7 protein-coding genes are annotated in these 12,819 nt (G+C 36.8%); 6 read left to right on the top strand and 1 reads right to left on the bottom strand.

Going from position 1 to position 12,819, the window contains the following annotated elements:
- Positions 1-63: 63 nt before the first annotated feature.
- Complete coding sequence (gene ybeD, locus J3U35_RS00305; protein ID WP_065558632.1) at positions 64-333, bottom strand: DUF493 family protein YbeD; 270 nt, start codon at positions 331-333, stop codon at positions 64-66.
- A 198-nt stretch (positions 334-531) separates the two neighbouring features.
- On the opposite strand from ybeD, the gene gss reads away from it, so the two are divergent.
- The 6 genes from gss (at position 532) to J3U35_RS00275 (ending at position 12,817) form a co-directional block, all read left to right on the top strand.
- The gene (gss, locus tag J3U35_RS00300; RefSeq protein ID WP_267358845.1) at positions 532-2,406 is read left to right on the top strand and encodes a bifunctional glutathionylspermidine amidase/synthase; all 1,875 of its coding nucleotides are present in this window, start codon (positions 532-534) and stop codon (positions 2,404-2,406) included.
- A gap of 150 nt (positions 2,407-2,556) precedes the next feature.
- Positions 2,557-4,029, top strand: coding sequence for an SrfA family protein (locus tag J3U35_RS00295; RefSeq protein WP_267358843.1), 1,473 nt, complete (start codon positions 2,557-2,559; stop codon positions 4,027-4,029).
- 8 nt (positions 4,030-4,037) lie between these two features.
- A complete protein-coding gene (locus J3U35_RS00290; protein WP_267358841.1) occupies positions 4,038-7,064 on the top strand; it encodes a virulence factor SrfB in 3,027 nt (1,008 codons plus the stop codon).
- Entirely contained in the window at positions 7,061-9,748 is a 2,688-nt protein-coding gene (locus J3U35_RS00285; RefSeq protein ID WP_267358839.1) for a putative virulence factor, read from the top strand. Before J3U35_RS00290 ends, J3U35_RS00285 begins: the two co-directional genes overlap by 4 nt.
- A 42-nt stretch (positions 9,749-9,790) precedes the next feature.
- Complete coding sequence (locus tag J3U35_RS00280) at positions 9,791-10,831, top strand: hypothetical protein (protein WP_267358837.1); 1,041 nt, start codon at positions 9,791-9,793, stop codon at positions 10,829-10,831.
- A 12-nt stretch (positions 10,832-10,843) separates the two neighbouring features.
- Positions 10,844-12,817, top strand: a complete 1,974-nt coding sequence (locus tag J3U35_RS00275; protein WP_267358835.1) for a vWA domain-containing protein — start codon at positions 10,844-10,846, stop codon at positions 12,815-12,817.
- The last annotated feature ends 2 nt before the right edge of the window (positions 12,818-12,819 follow it).

Here is a 12,819-nt window from a genome sequence, read left to right as displayed (position 1 = left end):
GATTGAGCCTCGTCGGAATAACAAGGCTCTATTTTGTACAAAAATTGAAGAAAAAGTAAAGTGTTATAAAACCATTCTTACAATATCTATTTCACCTAATTCTTTATATAAATTTTCAATCTGATCAATGTGTGTTGCATTAATAGTAATCGACACAGAATGATAATTCCCTTTACTGCTAGGTTTGATTGACGGACTGTAATCACCCGGTGCGTGACGTTGGATAACGGACACGACTTTATCAACCAGTTCTGGTTTAGCTTCTCCCATGACTTTATAAGTAAAAGAACAAGGAAAATCTAATAATTCTTTTAAATTTGTTTTCTGTTGCATAATTTTATGTTTCTCACGTAATCGGTATGTTTGGGGTATTACTACCAGGAATAACAGTCATATATAGGCGCTTTGATGTTCTTCAAGTGATCAAGCATAAACTTCGCTTCTTAAAGTATTCAAATTGATCTATGATAGATTAATTTTATCACAGCTTAGTTAGCATTATCCTATAAATTATAAAAAAGGTTGAAAAATATGTTAGCACACTCCGATGATAGAGAACCTTTTGGTACATTGTTAGGTTATGCCCCAGGTGGCGTTGCCATTTACTCTTCTGATTATGAAACATTAGACCCAACTCAATACCCTGATGATGCCTCTTTTCGAAGTTATTCCGGGCATGAATACATGGGATATAAATGGCAATGCGTTGAATTTGCAAGGCGTTTTTTATTTCTTAATTATGGTATTGTTTTTACAGATGTCGGCATGGCTCATGAAATTTTTTCACTTCGTGTCTTAAGACAAGTCATCAATGAAGCGATATTGCCTTTACAAGCTTTTGCTAATGGTGGTAAGAAAAAACCTGAAGCTGGCGCATTACTTATTTGGGATGATGGTGGCGTTTTCGATAGAACGGGTCATGTTGCTATTATTACCGAAGTCTTTGAAGATAAAGTTCGGATAGCTGAACAAAATGTTATTCATACCCGATTACCAATTGGTCAACATTGGACTCGTGAATTAAGGATGACGGTCACCGACAATGGTTATTTGTTACATGATACGTTTGACGATACCACCATATTAGGTTGGATGATACAAACCGAAAATACACAATATAGTCTACCACAACCAACCGTACCGGCGCCTTTACTGGCTATTCATAGTCAACATATTGAAAATCAAGGTCAATTTGATATTAACTGGCTTAATGAGCAAGATAGTTTAGAAAATGCTTATATCCAAGCGGCAGGGCATGCAATTAGTCATGATGATCACTACCGATATTTCACTATTTCTGAAAGTGCCGAGCAAGAACTTATTCGAGCGACCAATGAGTTACATCTTATGTATTTACATGCAACCGATAGAGTACTAAAAGATGATAACTTGCTGATGAATTTTAATATCCCCGAAATTTTATGGCCACGTTTGCGACTGTCATGGCAACAACGACGTTATCAAATGATAACCGGTCGGCTAGACTTTTGCATGGATGAACGAGGCTTTAAAGTTTATGAATATAATGCTGATTCGGCATCGTGTCATACTGAAGCTGGACAGATACTACAAAATTGGGCAATACAAGCTGGGCTAAATGTTGGCGTAAACCCTAGTGCTGGGTTGCTTAACGCATTAGCGAGTTGTTGGAAGCATAGCGATGCACAAGCTTTTATCCATATTATGCAAGATAATGATAATGAGGAAAATTATCATGCTTTATTTATGCAAAAAGCCCTAACACAAGCAGGATTTAAGAGCAAAATTTTACGAGGTTTGAGCGGCTTAAAATGGGATAAACGCGGTAGATTAGTTGATGATGAAGATCGTCAAGTAACCTGTGTCTGGAAAACATGGGCATGGGAAACCGTATTAGAACAACTTCGTCAAGAAAGTGAAGCCCAAATAGCCGGATTACCAATCCGGACTTGGCATCCAGAAAATGCGGTAAGGTTGATAGACGTTCTTTTACGTCCCGAAGTCACTGTATTTGAACCTTTATGGACAGTTATTCCAAGCAATAAAGCGATTTTACCGGTGCTGTGGTCTCTATTTCCTAATCATCGTTATTTATTAGAGTCTACATTCGAACTTAATACAAGTTTAGAGAAAAAGGGGTATGCCGTTAAGCCGATTGCAGGGCGTCGGGGGAGTGATATTCAATTAGTCAGCAGCAAAGAAACCATTTTGGGGAAAACAGTCGGTAAATTTGCTAAACAAGAAAACATCTATCAAGAATTGTGGTGTTTACCGAAAGTCGATGATCGTTATTTGCAAATCTGTACTTTCACTGTCGGCGGACATTATGGGGGAACGTGTTTACGTTCTGATCCATCCTTAGTCATTCGGGGAGATAGTGATATGCAACCATTACGAGTATTGACTGATGATATGTTTTTAAAATGACGATTATGGTAAGGTAATTTTGCAGTATGTAAAAAATAAAGTAAAAAAATCTTAACTTATCCTATAGATACCAATTACAACAGCTGGATTTTTCTGTTAGAATTAAAAGATTACAAAAATATCATATGATAATGGAATGGAAAGGTCAGTATGGCAAATACACTACTTAGAACTGGTGATATTAAAGATTTTAAAATGCTTGGGCATGACGGTAAAGCTGCTTACTTAGTGGCAACCCAAATTCGTGAAATGTTCAGAGTAAAAATAGGTAAACAATATGCCGACTATTTAGCCATTCCACAACGTAATGATCAAGGAAATAGGGTTGATTGGTATATACCTTTTGATTCGGTTCAATATGATATTGTGCCTTGGTCATCTGCCAGCGAATCAGAACAACAATCAGCGCTTCAATTGTTGGCAGCATTTGAACAAAAGGTAGTTGAGCTAGGCAAACAATTAGCTAATAATCCAAACCTTGAAGGCGATCAATTGCTATTTAGCCGCCTAATTTATGATCCTAATCACCGTGAGGACAGCCAAGAACCAAATCTTATGGCGATTCGGTTTCCAAGCAATGAATATATTTATATCGTTAATGGCAAGCCTGTTATTACTTTTTGGGGATTTATTAATCCACAAACTCAACTAACCCAATCACCTTTCAAATGTTTAGAACAATCAGAAAGCACAGCACCTTATGTTACTGAACAAATTGACCCCCCGATAACGTCTAAACGTCCTTGGTGGAAACGTTGGTGGATGTGGTTATTAATGCTGTTGCCACTATTATTGTTATTATTACTACTGTTTTTATTACGAGGGTGCTTTTATCACCCTGAATCATCAATTACACCGCCATTGTCAGTCGATAATGCGGTGAATGTACCGGTTGAGACTGATCGGGACAAAAAACCAGAAGATAAAAAAGGTGAGGATCCTATTCGTGATGTGAATGTTATCCATAGACCGGTGGGTACTAACATAAATCATGATTCGGTGTTAAATACTGACAATCGTAATGACGTAATTGGTACAACTGTTACAGAAGGTAACATTGATGTGACTGATACGCTCAACACGCCTACCACATTACCTGTCGATAGTCATGGTGCAGGTGATGATAATCCGCCAATTCATGACATAACGCCTGATAATGCAGGTACGACTTCTGATGTTGATAACACTAATCAGAATGAAAACCAGAATCAAAACACAGCAGCTATGGATACCAATAACACTACACAATCCCAAAATTTAAGTGTACCACTAGATGCAATTAAGCAAGGTTCTATGGATTTTCTTAATGGACAATGGACAGTAGGTGGTGGAATCCAAGATAAATCAACGGGTAAACCATTACGTTTAAACTACAGTTTTGATCAAGGAAATGGTGAAGTTACGGTAATTCGTAGTGATGGTGTGAAATGTGTCGGTAAAGTTGGTAGTGGTTTTCAAAACTCAAATTTAAGTATAAAGAGTAATACTGAAGCGCTTTGTAGCGATAATACAAAATATCAATTACCGAAAATAGAGTGCTCAACAAACAGTAACAATCAAACTGATTGTAAGGGAAATTATAATAATGGTACATCGTTCCCGTTAACGATGAAAAAACAATAGGGTAGTATATGCTTCCAGAATTACGCAATTATGGTCAAGAAGTGACTCTTATCATGAACAGTGGTATTCAGTTTCTTGATTTTGCACTTAAAATAGATTGGAAAGACAGCCAATGGCGCAATAAAGCGAATGGGTGCTTTATTGATCCGTCCGAAAGTGGTGCATTGATTCGATTACTAGAAGATGTCGAAAATGGTCAATTTTTTAGTCCTGACAACCCCACTTTTGCGGTTACCCCCACACAAGAAATTAGTGTCGATCAATCCCTAAAATTGTATGACGGTGTTTGGTTACCGATTCCTGTTTTACGGTCGATTCCTCCAGAACGATTTGATAAAGGTCCTCATAACTGGAGCAGAGTAAGAATTGTCAGTCTTCCTCAAGGTGAAGATCCCGATGGTAATACGCATCGTATAACATTTGCGTTTGACACTAAAATCTTTGCTAATTTGGATGATGTCGCTTATCTTGCTCCAACTGAAAATGACGTAATGACAGGTGCGATTTTTAGTCTGGCGCACCGCTCTGATCATGTGTCATGGTTTTTAGAACTCAAATGGATTTCTAGTTGGTTAATCGATCTGTTTGAAGAATTAGCGCAGCAACCTGAACGCTTAAAGATGCATAAGGATGATATCCAGCAAGAAATGAATAATAAGGCTTATTATGGGCACTATCTTAATATCATTAATTTGCTCGGTGAAACATTAAATCTACCAACCATTAAAATTGTTTCTAACAATAAAAATGATATTGTGAAATCGATTCCTGTCGATATGATTTTAGATGTGGGTAATTCACGAACTTGTGGCATTTTGATTGAAGATCATGTTCAAGATAAAGACAGTCTTAATCATCGCTATGAATTGGAGATACGCGATCTAACCAGACCGGAATATATCTATAACGAACCATTTGAAAGTCGAGTTGAATTTGCACAAACCTTTTTTGGTAAAGAACACTTTTCGCTACAGAGTGGTCGACGAGATACCTTCCGTTGGCCTAGTATTGTTCGTGTCGGTAAAGAAGCAAGCCGCTTAGCTAGTCGCCGTGAAGGCAACGAAGGTGCAACCGGGCTTTCAAGTCCAAAACGTTATTTATGGGATCAAGATAAGTACGAACAAGGTTGGCGTTTTAACTCTTATTATGTAAAAAGCGATCATGAACCTTTTGCAACGGCAGAGCCTTTTTCAAATTTAATTAATGAATATGGTGAAGCCCTACATATTCTTAATAACAATATTCAGGAAGAATATGATCGTAAAATACCGGTATTCCACCCTAAATATTCACGTAGTTCGCTCATGACGTTTATGTTATGCGAAGTATTGATGCATGCTTTGATGCAGATTAATAGCGTTGCGCAACGTAATAAACTTGAACATGCTAAAACGCCACGTAATTTACGTTCAATTATCTTAACAATTCCGCCCGCTATGCCAAAACCCGAACAAGCGATATTTAAAAGTTGTGTGTATCAAGCTATTGGACTTGTTTGGAAAAGTTTAGGTTGGGATAATTCGGATGATAATATTGATTTTACTCATCCGGAAGAACTTAAACATATTTGGCCAAACATACCGGAAGTTTATATTCAATGGGATGAAGCAACCTGTGGTCAAGTTGTTTATCTTTTCAATGAAACACAAAATAATTTTAACGGACGTAGTGAAGAATTTATTGCTTCAATTGTTCGACCTGACAAAACCAATAAGCAAAAAGTTACCATTGCGACGGTGGATATCGGTGGGGGTACAACCGATTTAGTCATCAACGATTACCATTTAGATTATGGTGCAAACGGGCAACAAAACAGTAGTAATGCCTATATTGTTCCAAGTCAGCGTTTTCGTGATGGTTTTAAAGTAGCAGGTGATGATATTTTACTTGATATTATTCAAGATATTGTTTTAACCTCGTTAACCAACGGCTTAAAGCAGGCAGGACTTGCTGATCCAAGCCCAATCTTGTCAACGATTATTGGTTCACAACAACTTTCTATTCAAGATGCGGTTTTACGTCAACAACTGACATTACAACTGTTTACGCCGATAGGTTTGCGGATCTTGAAAGAGTATGAGCTTTACGATCCTTTACATAGTGAACAGCAGGTATTTAGCGCAAGTTTTAAAGAATTATTAGAGCATCATGTTATGACTGATAGTGTGCTGAATTTTATTAATGAGCCAATCAAGCGTGCATTAAATAATCCTGACTTTTCAGTGCTTAATTTGAATATTGAGATTAATCTCAAACGAATTCATTACCTGTTTATACGTGGTGATTATTACAATATTTGTAAAACGTTTGACGCATTGTCCGAAATCATCAGTTGTTATCAATGTGATGTGCTGTTATTAACTGGACGCCCTTCACGCTTACCGGGTATTCAAAGTTATTTTCGATCTCGTTTATCTATCCCTGCAGGGCGAATCTTGCCACTCCATGGTTATTATACGGGCGGATGGTATCCATTCCATAAACAAGAACGCATTGATGATCCTAAAACCACCGCTGCTGTAGGCGCTATGCTTTGCTTCTTAAGTAAGAATTTAAGGCTACCTAACTTCTATTTTAGATCAACAAATATGGATCTTTATTCAACAGTCAAATACATTGGATTGTTGGATAATTTAAACATGATTAAAAATGAAAATGTCTATTACCGAGATATAAATTTAGATGATCCTGATTATGATTTTCCTGATCTGTCTTTTGAAATACGAGGTACAACAAGGCTAGGTTTTAAACAACTTGAAGTTGATCGCTGGCCGGCTTCTCCGATCTATATTTTGACCATTGAAAACGGCGATGTTGCTCGGCGTTTAAGTGCTCAAGGCGTGGTACTTGAAGTGACCTTAGGTATTAAAAATAGGCAAAAAATGGTCGAGAATTTTTATATTAAAGACATAAAAGCATCTGATGGACGAGCTTGCAATAAAAACCAAGATGTTAAACTGAGTTTAAATACAATGGTTAACTCCGGTTTGATCAGTACCCAATATTGGCTTGATAGTGGAATGATAAAACGATGAATAACATAAATGAACAACTGCCTAAATCTTGGGAACACGTTTACCATGCATCAGCAGAAGCAATTGAATGGGTTAATCAAACACGTCATTCATCCAAACGTTTAAATAGTGAAGCAGATAATTTAATTCTTGATTTACGCCGTTTGCGTAATAGCGCTAAACGATTAGGTGAGGTCTCTACCAAATCGGTTGCGGTCGGTTTTTTTGGACTTTCTCAAGCGGGAAAATCATATCTGATTTCGGCACTTGCCGCAGGGGATAATGGCAAACTTGAAACGGTTGTCGATAACCAAATTTTAGATTTTATCGAACATGTCAATCCGGTAGGAAGTGGTAAAGAAGCGACAGGTTTAGTCACGCGTTTTAGTCGAACCGCTAAGGGTGGAATTGCCAACTATCCGTTAGAGTTAAAATTGTTTAGAGAGATAGAAATTGTCAAAATATTAATTAATGCTTTTTTTAAAGATTTTGACCAGCAAAAAGTCTCTAATAAAATTGAATTTTCACAATTAAATCAGTTAATCCAACGGTTGGAAAATAAAAAACAAACCAGTTATGTCGGCGGTATATCGGAAGATGATATCGTTGAACTTTACGATTATTTGTCTGAAAATTTCGGCAACGCTTTAGAAGGTTTAAAAGGGGGATATTGGGAAAAAGCAGTACATTTACTTCCTTATCTATCTGTTTCTGAACGAGGCGAGCTGTTTGCGGTATTATGGGGTGGAATTGCAGAGCTAACAACAATCTATATTCAGCTTGCTAATACGTTATCCCGTTTACATCATGCTGAAACTGTGTATGCGCCGTTAACTGTTTTGATTAAAGAGCAAAATGGTACTAAATCGCAAATTGACAGTATTATGAATGTAGACATCTTAGAGCGATTAAATACCGATAAAGATTCATCGGTTACGATAACGCCTATTAACGGTGAACCAACGGATTTATCTTTGGCGCAACTGGCTTTTTTAACAGCGGAATTAATCTTTCCATTAGTGAACAAAACGCGAGTTTCAACATTTGAAAAAGTTGATTTGCTTGATTTTCCGGGATATCGAGGACGCTTGAATTTAATCTCGATTTCAGATGTTAAAGAAGGTAATCCCATTTCTCAACTATTATTACGGGGTAAAGTTGCCTACTTATTTGAAAAGTATACCGATAGCCAAGAGATGAATGTATTAGTGGTTTGTACACCTTCTGATAAGCAATCTGATGTGAATGATGTTGGGCCGGTGCTTGAACGGTGGATCGGTAAAACACAAGGTGAAACACCTGAAAAGCGAGCAACCAAAGAAGTTGGCTTGTTATGGGCGATTACCATGTTTGATAAACGGATATGTACATCGTTGACCTTGTCGGAAGATAATCTTAAAAATAGTTGGGGTAAAGGTGGATTATTACAACAAACTATTTTAGAACGTTTTGGAAGTTATGATTGGCTAATGAATTGGTCAAATAATCAGAAATTCAACAATGTTTATTTGGTTCGTAAACCTGGTTTTGATGTACCGTTTTTAAATGTCGATCCTTCTACACGCCAAGAACTGTCTCATAATGAGAATTATCAGACTAAAATGGACGTATTAAAAAAGACTTTTATCGACAATGTTGATGTTCAAGAATATGTATCTCAACCAAAAGAAGCGTGGGATGCCATGCTTAAACTTAACGATGGCGGTATAGGTCGAATTAGTCAATATTTAGAAAAAGTAGCGATTACTGAAGTAAAACAACAACGTATTGTTGAGCAATTAAATGAAAAAATTGATTACATCACAAATATGCGTTTTGATACGTGGTACCAAGCTGGTAGTGATGAAGAACTTGGTAAGAAAAAACACGTTATCGCAGATGTAGTGAAAGAGTTGCAGGGTAAAGCATTGTTATTAGGTGAATTACTCAAAACTTTAGAATTGCCGGATCAAACAATTCGAGCTTTGTATCATTCCAACCATGTAGAAAACCAGATAGCTAAAGATAATGATGATAATTTAGTCGGCAATTTATCCAATGATTTTGGCTTTAATACTGAATTTGACCTTTTTTCGGACATAAATAGCAATTTAACCAGTAAGCCAGCAGTGACTTTACCGACTGAATCTAAATTTGCTAAGAGTGTTTTTACAACTTGGTTAGAGCACTTAAGAAATATCGTGCTGGATCAGCATATTTTACAGTTTTTTGGTTTAAGCCAAAAATCATTATCTTTTATTGTTGAAGAGCTTATTACAGGTGCCAATCGTTTGAAGATTGAACAAAATTTAACTGAAAAAATCTTAAATAACGAAAATACTGGCAGTAAACGTGATGATCTTGAATCAAGACAGATAAGTACAATTCATACTCAATTATCTGATTATATTGCGTGGTTAGGTTTTATTGAAGGTCAGGTGGATAACATTCCAATGAGTCGTGTTAATCATGGCAAGCGTATATTTGCATCACCGTTAAATGAGTTTGTTATGCAATCATCTCACCAGTTGCCAAAATTGGATAATAATACTAAAAATTATTCTCAATTTGCGATATTTGATTGGTTTATAGCTTTTGCTACGCTTGCACAAGAAAATGTCGGACATCATGCCGGACGGGAAATAAGTCAGGAACAAAATAGCCGTCTGGGTGAGATTTTGGCATGTTTTAAACAATCACAAATTAAATTGGATGATTTCTTGTAAATTAATGCAATAACAAAGTGAAGTGACAGGATAGAGGACATTATGGCATTAAGAATCGAATTAAATGGTTATAAACCGGGTATAGCTAAATTTTTGGCATATAAATGGAATGGTAGTGCTGATATTGAAATATTGATTCAACGTAATCAGGATAGTTATTATTTGTCTGGATTAAATCAATGGAGTCCAGAAAAAAGTTGGCATACGTTGGCTGATATGACTGTCGAACATGAACAATTAACCGGGCTTGTTGGTGAATGGCTGGTTGATTCGTTATTAACTCAAGAAAGTACTGCACGATTTTTGGTACAGATTCGTGATAAGCAAAACGAAAATTACAGTGACCGAGGCGTCATTAACATAGCTGATGGTGTGATGACGTCAGCTGCATTAAACACGGTTACTACTATGTCTGATACGCATCTTGAACCTGAGGTGTGTGTAGATGTAATCCCCGATGACGAAAAAATGGACGGCGAAACACTAACCATTTACGAGCCTGAAATCGAAGAACAAATTATCGAAGAACCTGTTGAACCCGTCGTTGAGGAAGTCGTTACATCCGTACCCACATCTGAAACTGTAACGGAAGAGACGTTGACACAACCGATTAAACAAAAAAGAAAATCAGGTTTAATATTCGGCTTGATCATTGCTATTTTACTGTTAATTGTTATGGGTATCGCAATTTGGTATTTTCTATTCTTCCAAAATCAACAAGCTAAAGACGCTGAACCGGCTATGTTAGGTCAATGTAGTTTAAGTCAAGTAGGAGATGATGATCTCACTTTTATTCAAAAATGTTTGCAAACTAAGCCACTGACTCCAATGATTATTCAGTTGATCAATGATGCTAAAAATGCAAAAAAATGTAATATTGCTCAGCGATTATATGCTAATCAATCACAAGTAAATTCAACCATTGCCATTTTGTATGCCAAAGAATATGACGAAAAGTATTATCAAGCTAATAGCTGTTTTGAAGCTGATAAAGAAACGGCTATTTATTGGTACGAAACCGCATTGAATAATGATCCCGATAATAAAGACGTAAAAGCACGGTTAGCTGAGCTACAAAAGTAGGTAGGAACAAAAATGGAAAATTTAGCTATCTCAAAAATTATGTTTGTATTGAGCTTAACTTGTTTACCCTTGATAAGTTTTGCCAATGAACCGCTTAAACAGCAAGGTAAAACAACACTGTATCAACGCGTACTAAGTACGCCAACGTGTGAGTTAAAAAAAGATATTAGCGAGGTTACAGGACAGCAAGTTCCTGCATTTTCTCGCTATTATGTTTATGAACGTAAAAATCAAAATAACCAAGAATGGTTAAGTGTTGGGCCTGATTCCTATGGAAAAACGGTAGGTTGGATTAATGGCTCATGTGCAATTGAATGGAATATGCAAATGACCTTGGTTTTTACTAATCCGGTTGAACGTGATCCTTTGCTATTTTTTAAAGATAAAGATTCACTCACGGCAATTGTTGATTCTGAACATCCAGAAACATTATTAAAACCCATTCGTGAGGCATTAAACGTTAACCAAACTTCGCCAAAAGTTATCGCTCAAGAGCCGGCGGAATTTGTTGATTTTAAAAATAACTTCTATTTATTACCTATTTTACAAGGTGAAGAGGTCATGAATGGACAAGGGTTTTATGAGCGTATATTAGAAGTCGCCTCTGTCAGTAAACAAGATAAATTAGTGGCAACAACTCAGAACGTTAAGTCATCCACTACCACTCAAAAAATAGATGATAGTACTAATCAAGTCGCACCTTTTAAAGCTGCAATTGTGTTTGTGATAGACTCAACGATTTCCATGGATCCGTATATTTCAAGAACCAAAGAGGCCGTTGAACGCGTTTATCAGCATATTGAAAAAGAGAAGTTACAAGATCAAGTTAAATTTGGCTTGGTGTCGTTTCGATCAAGTTTAACCGCATCCGATAAACTTGAATTTGTGACAAAAGTTTTTGCCGATCCAAACCAAGTAAAAAATCGTGAAGATTTTAAAAAACTCAGTGCATCACTTAAACAAGCCTCGGTATCAACGGCTTATTTTGCCGAAGATTCATTTGCGGGGGTTGCACAAGCGTTAAATGATATTAATTGGAATAGTTTTGGTGCGCGTTATATGATTCTTATTACGGATGCAAGTGCAATCCCGGGGGATGATAAACTTTCAAGCACCGGTATGGATGCTGCGCAATTAAGGCTTGAAGCACAGCATAAAGGGGTTGCGATTTATGCATTACATTTAAAAACGTCAAGTGGTGAAAAAGATCACCAAATTGCTGCGACGCAGTATTCTGATTTAACTTACAATGATTTTATTCATAAATCACTTTACTACCCTGTTAATGCCGGTAATGTGAATGAGTTTGGTCAAAAAGTTGACTCTTTAGCCAAAGCCTTAGCCGAGCAAGTGAAACTTGCTTATAAAGGTGAAGCGTCAATAGGTAATGCGATTAATGCTAAAGATAGTAATGCCGATATGTTAAATGATGCATTATTACTGGGTAAAGCTATGCAGTTGGCTTATTTAGGTGAAACTAATGGGTCTAAAGCGCCTTCGGTCTTCAAAGCGTGGATTGCTGATAAAGATTTTATTAAACCCACTATTCCAACAGCTGAACCTCGAATCTTATTAACTAAATCTCAATTAAGTGATTTAAGCGATATTGTTAGTAAAATCGCCAATGCAGCAAATGATGGATTAATTTCTGCCGATGATATGTTTTCGCAGCTACGATCGGTTGCTGCTGCTATGGGGCAAGACCCAAGTAAATTAAAATCGAACGCAGTCACAAAAATTGCCGATTTGGGGTTACTTGGGGAATATTTGGATAATATCCCTTATAAAAGCGATGTAACCGGGTTGGATCAAGAGTTGTGGAAAAGTATGAGTGGTCTTGAGCAAGAAAAATTTATTCGTAATTTAAATAGTAAAATTCGTTATTATCAGAAATGTAATGCGGATGTTGATCGTTGGATTTCATTAGCGGAAGGTAGTGATCCTCGTGAAAATGTTTATCCTATTCCTTTAGAGATGTTACCGTAAAC

This window comes from Gilliamella sp. B2717 (assembly GCF_026536675.1).
GTDB lineage: Bacteria > Pseudomonadota > Gammaproteobacteria > Enterobacterales > Orbaceae > Gilliamella > Gilliamella apicola_I.
Note: the sequence above shows the minus strand (reverse complement) of the source record. Positions and strands in the feature narration are given on the sequence as shown.

Bases quoted from the DNA above. Each gene is read 5' to 3' on its own strand.
- ybeD (WP_065558632.1), bottom strand. From the start codon at position 333: ATGCAACAGAAAACAAATTTAAAAGAATTATTAGATTTTCCTTGTTCT.
- gss (WP_267358845.1), top strand. From the start codon at position 532: ATGTTAGCACACTCCGATGATAGAGAACCTTTTGGTACATTGTTAGGT.
- J3U35_RS00295 (WP_267358843.1), top strand. From the start codon at position 2,557: ATGGCAAATACACTACTTAGAACTGGTGATATTAAAGATTTTAAAATG.
- J3U35_RS00290 (WP_267358841.1), top strand. From the start codon at position 4,038: ATGCTTCCAGAATTACGCAATTATGGTCAAGAAGTGACTCTTATCATG.
- J3U35_RS00285 (WP_267358839.1), top strand. From the start codon at position 7,061: ATGAATAACATAAATGAACAACTGCCTAAATCTTGGGAACACGTTTAC.
- J3U35_RS00280 (WP_267358837.1), top strand. From the start codon at position 9,791: ATGGCATTAAGAATCGAATTAAATGGTTATAAACCGGGTATAGCTAAA.
- J3U35_RS00275 (WP_267358835.1), top strand. From the start codon at position 10,844: ATGGAAAATTTAGCTATCTCAAAAATTATGTTTGTATTGAGCTTAACT.